Here is a 14,458-nt window from a genome sequence, read left to right as displayed (position 1 = left end):
TGCGGTGCGGGTAAGTTCGCGCGGGTAAGTTCGCGGGTAAGTCCGCGCGGGTAATTCGCTTTAACGAGCCTTTCTCGCGCATCGCATCGCGCGCCGATTGCGAAGTCTTTCATACGGCATTCGATTTAATTATCGGACTCCGGCCGCGAGACTCGCGCGGCGCGCGCGTGCGCTCTCCTGGCAAGGCGGCGCGCAGCGGGCGCCTTGCGTTGCCGAAGCCTGGAATCGCCGGTATTTCAGGGTGTATTCAAGCGTTCATGCTGGGTTAACCCGCTGTGGATTCTTTGTCTCGAAGTCACTTATCGTGTCGTGCCGCTGTCGTAACCGGCACCGAATTGACTGATCGAGGATGAACCTTGATGAACCGTAACACGCAACCATCGTCACTCGCGGCTCAGGCGCCGCGCACTTCGCCATTGCCGTTGAGCGGCATTTCGTCGATGGCGACGCGGCTCGTGCTCGCCGATCTCGCGCAAGCGTGGCAAGCGCAGGGCGGCGAACCCGTGCTGATCGAATCGGTCGGCGGCGTGGAGGCCGCGCGCCGCGTGGCGGCGGGCGAGGCGTTCGATATCGTGATGCTCGCCGACGATGCGCTCGTGCGGCTCGGCACGGAAGGCCATGTCGATCTCGCCACGCGCGTGGACATCGCGCGCTCCGGCATTGCGTTCGCCGTGCGCAGCGGCACGCCGCCTCCCGAGCTGGGCAGCGACGCCGCCGTGCGTGCCGCCGTGCTTGCCGCGCGTCGCGTGGGCTATTCCACGGGGCCGAGCGGCACGCATCTTTCGAAGCTGCTGGAGCGGTGGGGCATTGCGCAGGAGATGGAAGCGCGGCTCGTGCAAGCGCGTCCCGGCGTGCCCGTAGCGTTGCTCGTCGCGCAAGGCGAAGTCGATCTCGGGCTTCAGCAGGTGAGCGAACTCGTGAACGTGGAAGGCGTGGAGATCGTGGCGGCGCTGCCCGACTCGGTGCAGCGTGTGACCGTGTTCGCGGCCGCCTGCACGTCCGCGCTTTCGGCCGCGCGCCGTGCGCAAGCGGCCGCGTTTCTCGCATTCGCGGCCGCGCCGGAGAACGACGCGATTCGCGCACGTCACGGCATGGAAGCGCCCAGGCGCGCGTGACGGGAAGCGCCCGGGCGCGCGTGACGGCTTGCCGGCGGGAAGGTCTCGCGCGCGGCAACGCTGCAATGACGCGTTCATTCGAAGCCCGACGAAACGGCAACGAATGCGGGGAAGTATCGCGAGATCGCAGCGAACGCGTAGTTCAGGCGCGAAATTCGAATTCCTTCTATCGCCGTGATGCGGCTTTGCGTTCAAGCTTCAGGTGTCGAGTACGACCCCGTGCTCGACAGACTGATCCAGGTTATCCATACCTGTTTAAGCCCCGCTTCGTGCGGGGCTTCTTTTTATCGACCGATCGTTACGCCAACGCGTCGAACGCCGAAGCGGGCATCGCCGTTAAGGCAGTTGTCCTTCGTCGCCCACGTACGCCGAAGCAAGATTGCCGTTGGCCGGGTCGTATCGAGCTTGCCGGCACGAGATCGAATGCGTCGATAGTCGGCATCGTAAGCACGCCATCGCTACGGCGTGTGAGCGCCGTTTCCGTCGAAATTCAGCGATTGCAATTTCCACCGCACATTACCGGCATTGCCGTAATGCATGCAGCCACGCTTGCCGCGTTCGACGTGCGCGCCAAACAGGGCCAAACAGGGCCATGAAGGGCGATGAGCCGCGTTGCGACCATGTATCGGCCGGGTATGCAGGGTGCGCGTTGCACGACGATCATCCACTCGGGGGAACGCATCATGACATCGACAGGCAACGTCAATTCGATGGACGAACCGGGCGGCCCGGAAACGTTTCGCGTTTCGCAAGCCGGGCGTCATGCCGGCACGCGCGGCGGCGCCGACGTGCCCGATGCGTCCGATGCGCTCGGTGCGTCCGATGCGCCCGATGCACAGTACGAGCGTTGTCTCGCGGCGCTGGACCGATGCGCCGCCGCCTGCGCGACGTGCTATTCGTCGTGTATCGCCGAAGGTCATTTGCCGCAGATGGAAAAGTGCATTCGCCTCGATCTGGACTGCGAGGCCTTTTGCCGGATGACGGCGGCGGCGCTCGCGCGGCAGACGCAGTTCGCGCGCGACTTCTGCAATCTTTGCGCGCGGCTTTGCGACGCCTGCGCCGACGAATGCGGCCGCCACGACGCGACGCATTGCGAAGCCTGCGCCGACGCATGCCGCGCTTGCGCCGAGGCCTGCCGTGCCCTTTGATCGTGCGACCGCGTTCGTGCGGCGCACGTCCGGCGCACCGATGGCCGATTCGAGCGATAGTGTGTGAAAGCCGGGCGATGCGCCGATGTTTGCAAACCGCCGCACCAGCCAGTCAACACCCGCGCGGCGCGCGCTGAACGCGTAGCGCGCCGGCCCGCACCACGACACCGCGAATCCGCATGGACACTCACGCTACGACCGCATTCTTCCTCGCGCGCATCCAGTTCGCGTTCACGATCGGCTTTCACATTGTTTTTCCGGCGATTACGATCGGGCTCGCGAGTTTCCTGACCGTGCTGGAAGCGCTGTGGCTCAAGACGGGACGCGAGGCGTACCGCGATCTCTACCATTTCTGGTCGAAGATCTTCGCCGTCAACTTCGGCATGGGCGTGGTGTCGGGCGTGGTGATGGCATGGCAGTTCGGCACCAACTGGAGCCGGTTCGCGTATTTCGCGGGCGGCATCACGGGGCCGCTGCTCACTTACGAAGTGCTCACGGCATTCTTTCTGGAAGCCGGCTTTCTCGGCGTCATGCTGTTCGGCTGGAACCGCGTGGGGCGCGGCCTGCACTTTCTCGCGACGGCGATGGTGGCGCTGGGCACGCTCATTTCGACGTTCTGGATACTGGCTTCGAATAGCTGGATGCAAACGCCGCAAGGTTATCGCGTGATCGACGGACGCGCGGTGCCGGTGGACTGGCTCGCCGTGATCTTCAACCCTTCGTTCCCGTACCGGCTCGCGCACATGGCCATCGCGGCGTTTCTCGCCACCGCCTGTTTCGTGGGCGCGTGCGCGGCCTGGCATTTACGCAGGCGCAACGACAACGCGCCCATTCGCACCGCGCTTTCCATGGCGATGTGGATGGCCGTGATCGTCGCGCCCATTCAGGCCGTGGTGGGCGATCAGCACGGCCTCAATACGCTCGAGCATCAGCCCGCGAAAATCGCCGCCATCGAAGGGCATTGGGTCAACGTGCCGGGGCAGCCTTCGCCGCTCGTGCTCGTCGGCTGGCCCGACATGAAGGCGGAGGAAACGCGCTACGCGCTGGAAATACCGGTGCTGGGCAGCCTCATTCTCACGCATAGCCTCACGCGCCAGATACCGGCGCTCAAATCGTTTGCGCCCGAGGACCGCCCCGACTCCACCATCGTGTTCTGGAGTTTCCGGCTCATGGTGGGCATGGGCGTGCTGATGATCCTCATGGGCATCTGGGCGCTCGTGCTGCGCTTGCGCGGGCGGCTCTATACGTCGCGCGTATTTCTCGCCTTCGCGCAATGGATGGGACCGGCGGGCATCGTGGCCTTGCTCGCGGGCTGGGTGACGACCGAAGTCGGGCGGCAGCCGTGGGTGGTGTACGGCGTGATGCGCACCGTCGACGCAACCTCGCCCACGCCCGCCGCGCAACTGGGCCTGAGCCTCGCCCTGTTCGTCGTGGTGTATTTCGCGCTGTTCGGCACGGGACTCGTCTATATCCTGCGGCTCGTGCGCAAGGGGCCGCAGCCGCACGAAGGCGAACGCGTGCGCCATGGCGGCGCGGGCCGTGCGCGTACGCCCGCGCGTCCGCTTTCGGCGGCGTCGGATGACGTGGACGGCCGCACCCGGTCCAACGATGAAGCGCATTGAGGAGAGCCGCGCATGGGCGTCGATATCACGTTGATCTGGGCCGCGATCATTGCCTTCGGCATCATGATGTATGTCGTGATGGACGGCTTCGATCTCGGCATCGGCCTGCTGTTTTTCACGGTGCGCGACAAGGAGGAGCGCGACGTGATGATGAACACCGTCGCGCCCGTTTGGGACGGCAACGAGACCTGGCTCGTGCTGGGCGGCGCGGGTTTGTTCGGCGCGTTCCCGCTCGCGTATTCGGTGGTGCTGAGCGCGCTGTATCTGCCGCTCATCGTCATGCTGATCGGGCTGATCTTTCGCGGCGTGGCGTTCGAGTTTCGTTTCAAGGCGCACGACAACCGCCGTCATCTCTGGGATCTCGCTTTCATCGGCGGCTCGCTGGTCGCGACGTTCGCGCAAGGCGTCGTGCTGGGCGCGTTCATCGACGGCCTGCCGGTGCGCGACCATGCCTATGCGGGCGGAAGCCTCGACTGGCTGCGGCCGTTTCCGCTTTTTTGCGGCCTGGCGCTGCTCGCCGCGTATGCGCAACTCGGCTGCACGTGGCTCATCATGAAGACCGAGGGCGAACTTCAGCAGCACATGTACCGGCTTTCCGTGAAGCTCGCGTGGGCGCTGCTCGCCGCCATCGCGCTCGTGAGCCTGTGGACGCCGCTCGCGCATTCGGCCATCGCGCAGCGCTGGTTTTCCATGCCGAATCTCGTGTTCTTCGCGCCCGTGCCGGTGCTGCTCGTGCTGGGTTTCTTCGCGAAGCTGCATGCGCTCGCGCACCGCCACACCGTCACGCCGTTCATCATTACGCTGATGGTGATTTTTCTCGGCTATAGCGGGCTTGCCATCAGCCTGTGGCCGCACATCGTTCCGCCGTCGATCTCACTGTGGGATGCCGCCGCGCCGCCGCAAAGCCAGTTGTTCTCGCTCGTGGGCGCGCTGTTCATTCTGCCGTTCATTCTCGTCTACACCGCGTGGAGTTATTACGTGTTTCGCGGCAAGGTGAGGCTCGGCGAAGCCGGTTATCACTGAGCGCCGCAATCCATCTCGTGCCATGAAGCTCACGCAAATGAAGCTAGATGACGAAGGGCAGGTCGACGGCGGCCGACGCGGCAGCGCCTGGTGGCAAAAGCTGTTGTGGCTCGTGGGCTTGTGGGCCGCGAGCGTGACGGTCGCGGGCGTGGCCGTGTTGCTGTTGCGCGCAGCCATGGAAGCTGCCGGCCTCAAGACGCACTGAGCGCACTGAGCGCACTGAGGAGCGCACCGGGCGCGCGGCCGGCTGACGGGGAATCAGCAGCAGGAGCAGCCGCCTCGGTGCCGCATGCCGTAACTGCCCGGGTCTTCGTTGCCGCTCTCGCTGCCGCCCACGGACGCCGCCTTCGTGTTGATGTGCCGTTGCGCGAGCGCGCCGCACGCGGGGCAGCGCAGCGCTGCGTCGCGTTCGGCTATGCGGCGCGACGCTTCGAAGATGCCGCAGCTCGGGCAGTCATAGTCGTATAGGGGCATGATGCTGGGCGTATGAAGGCAGTTCAACGGCCAGTATGCAACAAATCCGGCAAGCCGGCGCCGCGGGCGTCATGGGGACGAGCGGTGGCATTCGCGCAATGTGGGCGAGTATCCGCGACTAGCGGCGAGTATCCGCGACCATGGGCGACTAGCGGCGACTAGCGGCGACTAGCGGCGACTAGCGGCGACTAGCGGCGAATATCGACGGCCGGTTCGTGAAGCGTCGTCGATGCCGCTAGTGGCAGTACAAATCGTTTTCGGCGTTGAACATGTCGAAGGCGAGATTCGTCGCGAGACCGCTGCGCACCGTGGCCAACCAGCGCTCGCGCCGCCACGCCGCCACGGTTTCCTCCACGAACACGGTGCTCGCCGTGTCGCCGCCGCGCGTGGCGATGTACGCGGGCATGGGCGCGACGGTGCCGGGCAGCGCGCGGTAGTACGTCCAGTCGGGCTGTCTGAGCAAGGCGCGCGCGACGAATTCGTCGGCCACGAGCGCGGCGCAGTCGCCGGCCTGAAAAGCGAGCAAGGCGTCGAGCGGGCGATTAAAGGGCAGCACGTTCGCGCGATAGTCGCGTGCCGCGCGCGCGGCGAACGCGTCGCCCGTTGCGGCGCACACCGGTTTGCCGCGCAAATCGCTCCAGCGCCGCACGTTGCCGTGCCGCAGCACGAGCGCCATGCCGCGCCCCGTTGCGTACGCCGTGGGCGCGAACGCGAGCGAGGCGGCGGGCGCGAAGGAAAGGCCCGCAATCGCGGCATCGGCGTTGCCTGACGCGACCGTTGCGCCCGCTTCTGCGGGCTCGACGAGGCGCAATTCGACGGGCAAGCCCAAGCGTTGCGCGAGATCGCCGGCGAGCGCCGCCGCGAGCGGATCGGGCGCGCGCACGCTGCGGTCGACCTTGCCGACGTAAAGCGTGGGCGCAGGCCTGGGCGGCACCGCGACCACCAGCCTGCCGCGCGCCACGGCGGCGGCAAAAGGCCGTGTCGATTCGAACGCGCCGGGCCACGCAGCCGCCGCCAGCGCAAGACCGAGCAACGCGAGCCACGCGAGGAACGCTGCCCGCGCGCGCGGCGATTGCGTGCGCGCGGGCAGTGCGAACGCGTCAGCCATTTTGCGCGAGACCCACGCGCCAGCGCAGCAAGCGGCGCTCGAGCAGCGAAAGACCCTGATTGATCAGTAGTCCAAAGATAGCGAGCAATACGATGCCCGCGTACATATCGGGAATCTGAAACGTTTCCTGCGAATTGAGCGTGTAAAAGCCCAGGCCGGAGCGCGCGCCGATCATTTCCGCCGCCACGAGCGCCGTTATGCTGTACGCCCCTGCAAGCCGGATGCCGGTAAGAATTTGCGGAAGCGCGGCGGGCAAGGCGACCTTGAGGGCGATGAATGCCGGCGACGCGCCCATCACGCGCGCGCAATCGATCAACATGCGTTCGACCTGCTTCACGCCCGCGATGGTATTGAGCAGCACCGGCCAGAACGCGGCCCACACGACAATGGCGATCTTCGACGATTCGCCGATGCCGAGAAACAGCATGAACACGGGAAAGAGCGCGAATGCCGAAACCTGCCGCAACAACTGGAACACGGGATCGACAATGCGCTCGACTCGCCGGAACACGCCCAGCGCGAAGCCGCAAACCATGCCGCCCGCCACGGCGAGCAACAGTCCGCTGATCGAGCGCAGCGCGCTCGCGCCCAGATGCGTCCACACTTCGCCGCTTGCGGTGAGCCTGGCGATGGCCGCCACCACTTGCGAAGGCGGGCTCAAATACGCGGGATTGACGATGCCCGCGCGCGGCAGCACTTCCCACAGCAACACGAATGCGACGAGCGCGACGGAGCGCTCGAACGGCGCGAGCCAGCCCGCGAACGAGCGCCTCGCGGCCAAAGCGCGGGAAGGCCGTTGTCTTTCGCGCGCCGATACGAACCGTGCATAAAGTGCGTTACGTCGAACGCCGCCCGAGTCAGACATGTTCCACTCCCGTTTGCGCCGCGCGGCCACGCGCGGTGTCGAGTTCCGTGCGCAGGCTTTCCCACGCGCGCTGCCGCAGCGCGACGAATTCGGGCGAGTGGCGCAAGGCGGCATCGCGCGGTCGCGGCAAGTCGATCGTGACGATCTCCTTCACGCGGCCGGGGCCGCGCCCGAGTACGGCCACGCGATCGGAAAGAAAAATGGCTTCGTCGATGCTGTGCGTGACGAACACCACGGTTTTCGCGCTGTGTTCCCAAATGCCGAGCAATTCCTGTTGCAACGATTCGCGCGTTTGCGCATCGAGCGCGCCGAACGGCTCGTCCATCAGCAGAATCTCGGGGCCGTAGGCCAGCGCGCGTGCAATGGCTACCCGCTGGCGCATGCCGCCCGAAAGCTGATGCGGGTAGTGATCGGCGAAATCGGACAGCCCCACGAGACGCAGAAAGCGCTCGGCTTCGCTGCGCCGTTGCGCGCGTTTCACCCCGCGAATTTCCAGCCCCGCTTCGACATTCCGGCGCACGGTTCGCCACGGAAAAAGCGCGTAACCCTGAAACACGAAACCCAGTTTCCGGCGCGCCGCGCTCACCGCTTCGCCGTTCACGCGAATCTCGCCGGAAGCGGGCGCAACGAGACCCGCGAGCGCGTTGAGAAACGTCGACTTGCCGCAACCGCTCGGCCCGAGCAGCGAGAGGAACTCGCCTTCGCGCACGCTCAGATCGAAATGTTCCAGCACGGTGTGGCTCGCCTGCGTCGCGGCGTTCGAGTAGACCAGCGAGAGATCGCGCGCGACGATTTTCTCGCGGCCGGGCGCCGTGCTCATGAGCGCGCGCCGTGGGCGGCCGGCGTGACGCTAGCCTGGGTTTCTTTCGCGGCGAACGCGTTGTACTGGTTCGTATAAACGTCTTTGACGTGAACCTTGCCTTTGGGGATCTTGCCGGCCTGTTCGAGAATGTCGATGTAATACTGAATGGGCGGTTCCGTGACCACGAGGTCTTTCACATAGGCATAACGCTCGACGAGTTTTTCGTCGATGCCAAGGCGTTCGGCGGTGAGTTTGCGCGCTTCGTCGGGGTGGTCGTTGACCCAGTTGCCTGCCTTGGCGATGGCCGTCACGAAGTCGCGCACCGCTTGCGGATGCGCGCGGGCGAACGCGCCGTTCACGCTATAGGGGGCCATGCCGCCCAGGCCGTGATCTTCGTCCCAGTCGCTCCACAGCTTGTGCAGTTGCGGGTCGGCTTCGGCCGCGCCCGAGAAAGGCGGGTGAATGATCGCGATGTCCACGTTCTTCGTGACGAGCGCTTGTTGCGACTGGTTGTCGGGAACGACGAGCCAGTTGACCTTCGATACGTCCACGCCGTGCTGCGCGAGATATTTCTTCGTCACGAATTCCGCGCACGCGCCGAAACTGTTGAATGCCACGGTCTTGCCCTCGAAGTCCTTCGGGCCAAGAATGCCGGAGTCCTTGCGCGTGAAGTATTTCATGTGCGGCGCGTCGGGCAACGTCTCGCCGCCGGCCGAAATCACCTTGATGTCGGCGCCGCTGGCAATGGCCGAAATCACGAGCGGCACCATGCGCGTGCCGAAGTCGATCTCGCCGGTTCCCACGAGCGGAATGATTTGCGGCGCTGAAATCTTGCCCACGTATTGCGGACGCGTGCTCGTGTTGTTGAAATAGCCCAGTTTGTCGGCGAGATAGACGAGATCGAAAGCCGGATTGTCGGGATACTTGAAATAGACGATCTGCTGATTTTGGCCCGCGCTTTGGGGTGCGCCTTGGGGTGCGCTTCGGGGTGCGCTTTGGCCCGCATTCTGGGGCGCTGCCGATGCGGCGGCGGTTTGCGCCGGCGTGTCGTGCGGCGTACACGCGCTTTGCAGCAGAACGGCGGCAGCGGCGCCGGCCGCGAGAAGGGCGCTTGCCGCAAAGCGAAGCGAGGTATGCGAACGAAGTAGTGAAATGCGCGCCTTCATGGAGTCAGCCCGACGAGAGATAGCGTGTGAAAGTGAAGTCCGCGCGATGCGCGAGCGAAAGAGTCGCCAAAATTCTCGCGCCGCGACCGCGCAACGCAAACCAACAAAACGTGCTTTGGTTATGCGAATCGACAAGGAAATCGACAAGGGAATCGCGTGCGTATCCGGCGTGTCCTTCTGCAAGCCTAAGCATTGCAGAATTGCTTGTTTGGCCGGGCGCATGCGCGCGACTAGATTGAAATACGTCTCCCGATGCGAGGTATTCGTCATGTCGAATGCACCCATTGCGCTGCTCCAGCGGCTATTTCCACGTCATCCGCGCGAACCCGAACACACCGGCGCCGATAACGCCGGGCGCCTGGAACACATCGCGCGATACGCGCGCTACGGCTATTTCAACATGAGCTATACGCCGCTCATGTTTCCCTGCATGGCGGAAATGCGGCTCGACTGAACGGGGAGAAAGCAATGGGCGAAATCGTGGTCGATGAAGCGGTAACGGTGGAAGCCGACCTCAACTATCTCGTGGCCGACGGCGCGAAGCCCGTGACGTACGCCTACGATCCGCCCGACGGCCGTCCGCGCCGCAGCGGCACCTGGCGCGGCTACCGCGTGGCCATTGCCGACGCGCGCGTCGCGCCGCCGCCGGGCGGTCCCACGCTCGACCGCAACGGTTTCGAGCTGCATGCGCATCGCAGCGCACTCGCCGACTTTTCGGACCCCGAAGCAATCGGGTCGATCTACTACCGCGAGTCGGAAGCGCTGCTCAGGCGTTGGACCGGCGCGCAAGAAGTGGTGATTTTCGATCACACGTTGCGCGACGGCGCGCACCGCGAGGAAGGTCATGGCGTGCGCGTGCCGGTGCGCTACGTTCACAACGACCAGACCTTCGTTTCGGGGCCGCGCCGCGTGCGCGATCATTTGCCGCCCGAGCGCGCCCAACAGTGGCTCGAAGGCCGCGTCGCCATCGTCAACTTGTGGCGGCCGCTGAACGTGGTGGAGTCGTCGCCGCTGGCGATGTGCGATGCGCGCAGTATCGCGCTGACCGATCTTGTCGCGTCCGATCTCGTCTATCGCGACAAGGTGGGCGAAACCTATGCCTTCGTGTTCAATCCGCGGCATCGCTGGTATTACTTTCCGCGCATGACGCCCGACGAAGTCGTGCTGCTGAAGATTTACGATTCGGCAGGCGGCGGCACGGCGCGCTTCACGGCGCACACGGCCTTCGACGATCCCGCTTCGGCGGCGCATGCCCGCCCGCGGCGCAGCATCGAGTTGCGCGCGTTGCTGCGCTTCTAATCCCGTGCAGTGATGCCGCGAATGATCTCGCGAATGATCCCGTGAAATGATCTCGCGAAAGCGCTGTTTCCAACGACGGCCTCGGCCCATGCCGCGGCCGTTTTGTTGCGTTCGCCGCGCGCGGACGATATGCGCAATATCCAGAAAGAATCCTGGAGGCGGGACGTAAAGCTTAGTCGAATAACTTGGTTGGTAGTCCGTAACGTTGTCCCTAGACTCGGTGGCCGCGCAGCCAGTGCGGGAACGTCAGGGGATGCAGGCGTTGCCGGCGTGCCGCGCGCAAGCGATTCCAACCTCGATAACCACAGAAGATTCAAGCAGATGAAAATCCACAAGATCCGCGCAGCGGCCATCTCGCTCGGCCTGTTCGCCGGCGCAGCGCAGGCACAGAGCAGCGTCACGCTCTACGGCGTCGTCGACGCCGGTTTTCTCTACAACAACAACGTCAAGGGCGGCTCGCTCTACGGTCTTTCCTCGGCAAGCTCCTCGCGCTGGGGCCTGCTCGGCGCGGAGGACCTGGGCGGCGGCCTCAAGGCGGTATTCGACCTCGAAAACGGCTTCACGCTGGGCTCGGGCGCGTTCAGCCAGGGCGGCCTGGAATTCGGGCGCAAGGCCTATGTGGGACTTTCCAGCGCGACCTGGGGCACGCTCACGGCGGGCCGTCAGTACTCGGCCAGCAACGACGCGACCAGTTCGTTCGCCTCGGGCGCCGACTGGGCCGCTTCGGGGCTCGGCTACGGCACGCGCGCGGCCGACGTCGACAACGTGGATACCTCCAACCGCATCCAGAACGCCGTGAAGTACACGAGCCCCAATGTCGCGGGCTTCACGCTCGGCGTGCTTTACAGCTTCGGCAACGTGGCGGGCAATTTTGGCCAGAACGCGGTGAAGGACGTGGCGCTTGCCTATGCGAACGGTCCGCTCAAACTCGGCGCGAGCTACGAATTCACCAATCGTCCGTACTACGCGACGTTCGGCGATCAGGGCAATTCGTCGACCTCGGCGACGGGCACGAACAACAACATGCCGAGCCGCATCTACGGCGGCTATGCCTCGGCCGGTTCGCAGCAGATCGTCACGGCAGGCGGCTCCTACGGCCTCGGCCCCGTGACGCTGGCGCTGCTCTATTCGAACACGCAGTTCCAGAATCTCGGCAAGAGCGCGGCGGGCGGCAGCTACGGCACCGTCTACCACGGCGGCACGGCCACCTTCAACGCGGGCGAGCTGAACGTCAAATATGCGCTGAGCCCGGCGCTCACGCTCGCGGCGGCGTACATCTACACGCACAACAGCGGCGCGGGCGGCTACGACAGCGCGCATTACAACCAGGTCAACCTGGGCGCGATCTATCTCGTGACGAAGCGCACCTCGCTGTACGCGGACGCGTTCTACGAGGCGGCTTCGGGCACGGACTCGACGGGCCAGGCGGCGGTGGCGAACTTCAGCGGCTCGACGTATTCGAGCACGAGTCACGCCGTGGCCGCGATCGTCGGTGTGACGCACCGGTTCTGAGGAAAGGCGGGAAAGCGTGGCCGCGCGCGCCGTGGCCGGCGCGTTTCCGACTGGCGCCGGTTCTCAGGCGAGCGCGGGTCGCTCGACGATCTGCGCGAGTTCGAGCCGGTTGCCGCCGAGCGATTTCGCGCGATAAAGCGCCTTGTCGGCGGCGGCGAGCAGGTCGGCGAGACTGTGCCGGAACGCGTCCTCGCCCGACTGCGCGAGCCCGATGCTGACGGTGGCGTGAATGGGCATGTCGCTCATGCGCGCCGAGACGGTGCGCGCAAAGCGCATTGCGATGGTTTCGCCCACTTCGCGCGCGCGCACGCTATGGCGCCCGCACAGCAGCGCCGCGAATTCCTCGCCGCCGATGCGCGCGATGAGGGTGTCCGGGCCGGTCACTTCGCGCGCGACTTCGGCGAACGCCTTGAGCACTTCGTCGCCGGTCTTGTGGCCGTGGCGGTCGTTGATCGCCTTGAAGTGATCGAGGTCGAACGCCAGCAGCGAGACCGGCCGATGGCCGCCGCCTTCGGCGATCACGCGCGTGCCTTCCTCGAAGAACCAGCGCCGGTTGCCGAGGCGCGTGAGGTAGTCCGTTTGCGACTCGCGCAGCAGATTGCCGTGCGTTTCCTCGCGCACGAGGCGCAGCAAGGTCATCGGCAGCACGACCGAATACAGCACGCCTTCGTACATGGTGGCCTTGCCGATCGTCATCAGCATGCCCGGCCCGTAGCGCGCCGCGAGCCACGGCAGCAGGAACGCGCGCACCGCATAGAACACGGCGTGGATGCCGGTCACCACCACGCCGATATGACGCGCCTCGATGCCGCGCGGCGCTTGGCGGGCGCCGTCGCCGTGAGCGTCGCCCCGAATGTCGTCCTTGAGCAGCTCGCGCGCGGTGAGCAGCGAGGCGAGCGTGATCGGCACGGAACTGCCATAGTTCCACATGGCCGCCACCCACGGCATGCCGCCCAGCCACCAGGTGAACGAAAGCAGCACCACCGTCGCGATGGAAAGCGCGCGATAGCCGCGGCCGTTGAGCGCCGCCACGCCGTCGAGAATCAGCAGATAACCCACGACGATCACCACGTTGCACAGCGCCGGTCCCAGCGCGCCGGGCAGCGAGGTGCGGATCATCGCCGTCATGCAGCCGAGCGCGAGCGTGGCGTAACCGGCCGCGAGCGTCTTGAGCACCTTGCTGCGCTTGGGATGCGTGCGATGCTCCCACAGCGTCATGCCCGCGCTGGCTAAAAGGGTTCCGATCGCAAGGAGATAGAGGGTGGGGAGGTCGACGTGCATCGCGGATGGAGGCTTTGCGCCGGTACATCGCGGCGCCTGCGGCATTTTACGATGAAAACGCCGCACGACGACGAAAGTTAAATTTCGTCTAAATGGTCCTGATCGGGCGCTAATCGCGCGCGGTTACGTCGATTCGTCACAAGAGCGGCAGCGTCTGCCGGATGTGCTCCGCGAACGCGGCGGCGAGCGGCGACGGGCGGCGGCGGTCGCATTTCACGCTGATGCCCACGGCGGGCAGCGGCGGCAGCGCGGCGTCGGCGGGGAGCACGGCGAGATCGGGCGGCACGGCGGTTTGCGTGACGACGGCGAAAGCCTGCCCCGCGCGCACGAGCGCCATGAGCCCCGAAAGACTGCTGCTCGCGCACGCGATGCGGTAGGCGCGGCCCGCGCGTTCGAGTGCGGCGCGGGCGGCGAGATGGTCGAGCGTGTCGGCGTCGGAGAGCGCGAGCGGCAGCGGGTCGAAATGGGCCGGATCGAGCCCCGGATAGCCGATCCAGACGAGTTGCTCGCGGCGAATGACGTCGCCGCCGCCGTCGGTGCTGTCGCCGCTATCGCCGCTATCGCCGCTGCGGCCGGCGGAATCGGGCAGCGAAATCATCGCCAGATCGACGGCGCGGTTGTCGAGATGTTCGAGCAGGCGCGGCGTGGGCGCGCACACGACCTCGACTCGCGCGTGCGGGTGCTGACGCGCGAATTCGCGCATGAGCGAGGGCAGGAACACGGCCGCGTAATCGTCGGGGCAACCGAAGCGGATGCTGCCCGACAAACCCTTGCCGAGCAGGTCGGCCATTGCTTCGTCGTGCAGCCGCAAGATGCGCTGCGCGTGTACGAGCAGCCGTTCGCCGGGGTTCGTCAGCACGATGCCGCGCCCCGTGCGCTGAAAGAGCGGCTGGTCGACGATGCCTTCGAGCCGCTTCATCTGCTGGCTCAACGCCGACTGCGTGCGGCCCACGCGGCTCGCGGCGCGACTCAGCGCGCGCGTTTCGGCGATCACGGCAAAGCTGCGCAACAGGTCGATTTCCAACGCCTGACTCATGACGGAG

The 14,458-nt window shown here is 65.7% G+C and carries 15 protein-coding genes; 8 read left to right on the top strand and 7 right to left on the bottom strand.

What is annotated here, in order from left to right; translation table 11 throughout:
* Positions 1–359 precede the first annotated feature (359 nt).
* The 5 genes from U5805_RS00270 (at position 360) to U5805_RS00250 (ending at position 5,113) form a co-directional block, all read left to right on the top strand.
* Positions 360–1,115, top strand: coding sequence for a substrate-binding domain-containing protein (locus U5805_RS00270; protein ID WP_322101422.1), 756 nt, complete (start codon positions 360–362; stop codon positions 1,113–1,115).
* Positions 1,116–1,717: 602 nt separating this feature from the next.
* On the top strand, positions 1,718–2,263 hold the full coding sequence (locus U5805_RS00265; protein ID WP_415914514.1) for a four-helix bundle copper-binding protein: 546 nt from the start codon (positions 1,718–1,720) through the stop codon (positions 2,261–2,263).
* 179 nt (positions 2,264–2,442) lie between these two features.
* Entirely contained in the window at positions 2,443–3,885 is a 1,443-nt protein-coding gene (locus tag U5805_RS00260) for a cytochrome ubiquinol oxidase subunit I (protein WP_322101421.1), read from the top strand.
* Between the two features lie 12 nt (positions 3,886–3,897).
* Complete coding sequence (gene cydB, locus U5805_RS00255; RefSeq protein WP_322101420.1) at positions 3,898–4,908, top strand: cytochrome d ubiquinol oxidase subunit II; 1,011 nt, start codon at positions 3,898–3,900, stop codon at positions 4,906–4,908.
* A gap of 22 nt (positions 4,909–4,930) precedes the next feature.
* Complete coding sequence (locus U5805_RS00250) at positions 4,931–5,113, top strand: DUF2474 domain-containing protein (RefSeq protein ID WP_322101419.1); 183 nt, start codon at positions 4,931–4,933, stop codon at positions 5,111–5,113.
* 53 nt (positions 5,114–5,166) lie between these two features.
* Here U5805_RS00250 and U5805_RS00245 read toward each other — a convergent pair whose 3' ends face one another.
* From U5805_RS00245 to U5805_RS00225, 5 genes are all read right to left on the bottom strand, one after another.
* A complete protein-coding gene (locus U5805_RS00245; protein WP_322101418.1) occupies positions 5,167–5,382 on the bottom strand; it encodes a zinc ribbon domain-containing protein in 216 nt (71 codons plus the stop codon).
* Between the two features lie 235 nt (positions 5,383–5,617).
* Positions 5,618–6,490 (bottom strand): transporter substrate-binding domain-containing protein, encoded by an 873-nt coding sequence (locus U5805_RS00240; RefSeq protein ID WP_322101417.1) that lies wholly within the window; start codon positions 6,488–6,490, stop codon positions 5,618–5,620.
* A complete protein-coding gene (locus U5805_RS00235; RefSeq protein WP_322101416.1) occupies positions 6,483–7,271 on the bottom strand; it encodes an ABC transporter permease in 789 nt (262 codons plus the stop codon). Before U5805_RS00235 ends, U5805_RS00240 begins: the two co-directional genes overlap by 8 nt.
* A gap of 76 nt (positions 7,272–7,347) precedes the next feature.
* On the bottom strand, positions 7,348–8,175 hold the full coding sequence (locus U5805_RS00230) for an ABC transporter ATP-binding protein (RefSeq protein WP_322101415.1): 828 nt from the start codon (positions 8,173–8,175) through the stop codon (positions 7,348–7,350).
* Positions 8,172–9,323, bottom strand: a complete 1,152-nt coding sequence (locus tag U5805_RS00225; protein ID WP_322101414.1) for an ABC transporter substrate-binding protein — start codon at positions 9,321–9,323, stop codon at positions 8,172–8,174. Before U5805_RS00225 ends, U5805_RS00230 begins: the two co-directional genes overlap by 4 nt.
* On the opposite strand from U5805_RS00225, the gene U5805_RS00220 reads away from it, so the two are divergent.
* The 3 genes from U5805_RS00220 (at position 9,310) to U5805_RS00210 (ending at position 12,134) form a co-directional block, all read left to right on the top strand.
* A complete protein-coding gene (locus U5805_RS00220) occupies positions 9,310–9,777 on the top strand; it encodes a hypothetical protein (RefSeq protein WP_322101413.1) in 468 nt (155 codons plus the stop codon). The genes U5805_RS00225 and U5805_RS00220 overlap by 14 nt on opposite strands.
* Positions 9,778–9,791: 14 nt before the next feature.
* Entirely contained in the window at positions 9,792–10,622 is an 831-nt protein-coding gene (locus tag U5805_RS00215; RefSeq protein ID WP_322101412.1) for a CmcJ/NvfI family oxidoreductase, read from the top strand.
* A gap of 321 nt (positions 10,623–10,943) precedes the next feature.
* Positions 10,944–12,134, top strand: a complete 1,191-nt coding sequence (locus tag U5805_RS00210; RefSeq protein ID WP_322101411.1) for a porin — start codon at positions 10,944–10,946, stop codon at positions 12,132–12,134.
* A 63-nt stretch (positions 12,135–12,197) separates the two neighbouring features.
* On the opposite strand, the gene U5805_RS00205 is transcribed toward U5805_RS00210, so the two are convergent.
* Positions 12,198–13,415 carry a GGDEF domain-containing protein gene (locus U5805_RS00205; protein WP_322101410.1) on the bottom strand — a complete coding sequence of 406 codons (1,218 nt, stop codon included), beginning with the start codon at positions 13,413–13,415 and terminating at the stop codon, positions 12,198–12,200.
* Positions 13,416–13,551: 136 nt separating this feature from the next.
* Positions 13,552–14,451, bottom strand: coding sequence for a LysR family transcriptional regulator (locus U5805_RS00200; protein ID WP_322101409.1), 900 nt, complete (start codon positions 14,449–14,451; stop codon positions 13,552–13,554).
* Between the last annotated feature and the right edge of the window lie 7 nt (positions 14,452–14,458).

This window comes from Paraburkholderia sp. J41 (genome assembly GCF_905220235.1).
In the GTDB taxonomy this organism is placed as follows: Bacteria; Pseudomonadota; Gammaproteobacteria; order Burkholderiales; family Burkholderiaceae; genus Paraburkholderia.
Note: the sequence above shows the minus strand (reverse complement) of the source record. Positions and strands in the feature narration are given on the sequence as shown.

Excerpts from the sequence above, each read along its gene's own strand:
- U5805_RS00270 (WP_322101422.1), top strand. The coding sequence starts at position 360 with ATGAACCGTAACACGCAACCATCGTCACTCGCGGCTCAGGCGCCGCGC.
- U5805_RS00265 (WP_415914514.1), top strand. The coding sequence starts at position 1,718 with ATGAGCCGCGTTGCGACCATGTATCGGCCGGGTATGCAGGGTGCGCGT.
- U5805_RS00260 (WP_322101421.1), top strand. The coding sequence starts at position 2,443 with ATGGACACTCACGCTACGACCGCATTCTTCCTCGCGCGCATCCAGTTC.
- cydB (WP_322101420.1), top strand. The coding sequence starts at position 3,898 with ATGGGCGTCGATATCACGTTGATCTGGGCCGCGATCATTGCCTTCGGC.
- U5805_RS00250 (WP_322101419.1), top strand. The coding sequence starts at position 4,931 with ATGAAGCTCACGCAAATGAAGCTAGATGACGAAGGGCAGGTCGACGGC.
- U5805_RS00245 (WP_322101418.1), bottom strand. The coding sequence starts at position 5,382 with ATGCCCCTATACGACTATGACTGCCCGAGCTGCGGCATCTTCGAAGCG.
- U5805_RS00240 (WP_322101417.1), bottom strand. The coding sequence starts at position 6,490 with ATGGCTGACGCGTTCGCACTGCCCGCGCGCACGCAATCGCCGCGCGCG.
- U5805_RS00230 (WP_322101415.1), bottom strand. The coding sequence starts at position 8,175 with ATGAGCACGGCGCCCGGCCGCGAGAAAATCGTCGCGCGCGATCTCTCG.
- U5805_RS00220 (WP_322101413.1), top strand. The coding sequence starts at position 9,310 with ATGCGCGCCTTCATGGAGTCAGCCCGACGAGAGATAGCGTGTGAAAGT.
- U5805_RS00225 (WP_322101414.1), bottom strand. The coding sequence starts at position 9,323 with ATGAAGGCGCGCATTTCACTACTTCGTTCGCATACCTCGCTTCGCTTT.
- U5805_RS00215 (WP_322101412.1), top strand. The coding sequence starts at position 9,792 with ATGGGCGAAATCGTGGTCGATGAAGCGGTAACGGTGGAAGCCGACCTC.
- U5805_RS00210 (WP_322101411.1), top strand. The coding sequence starts at position 10,944 with ATGAAAATCCACAAGATCCGCGCAGCGGCCATCTCGCTCGGCCTGTTC.
- U5805_RS00205 (WP_322101410.1), bottom strand. The coding sequence starts at position 13,415 with ATGCACGTCGACCTCCCCACCCTCTATCTCCTTGCGATCGGAACCCTT.
- U5805_RS00200 (WP_322101409.1), bottom strand. The coding sequence starts at position 14,451 with ATGAGTCAGGCGTTGGAAATCGACCTGTTGCGCAGCTTTGCCGTGATC.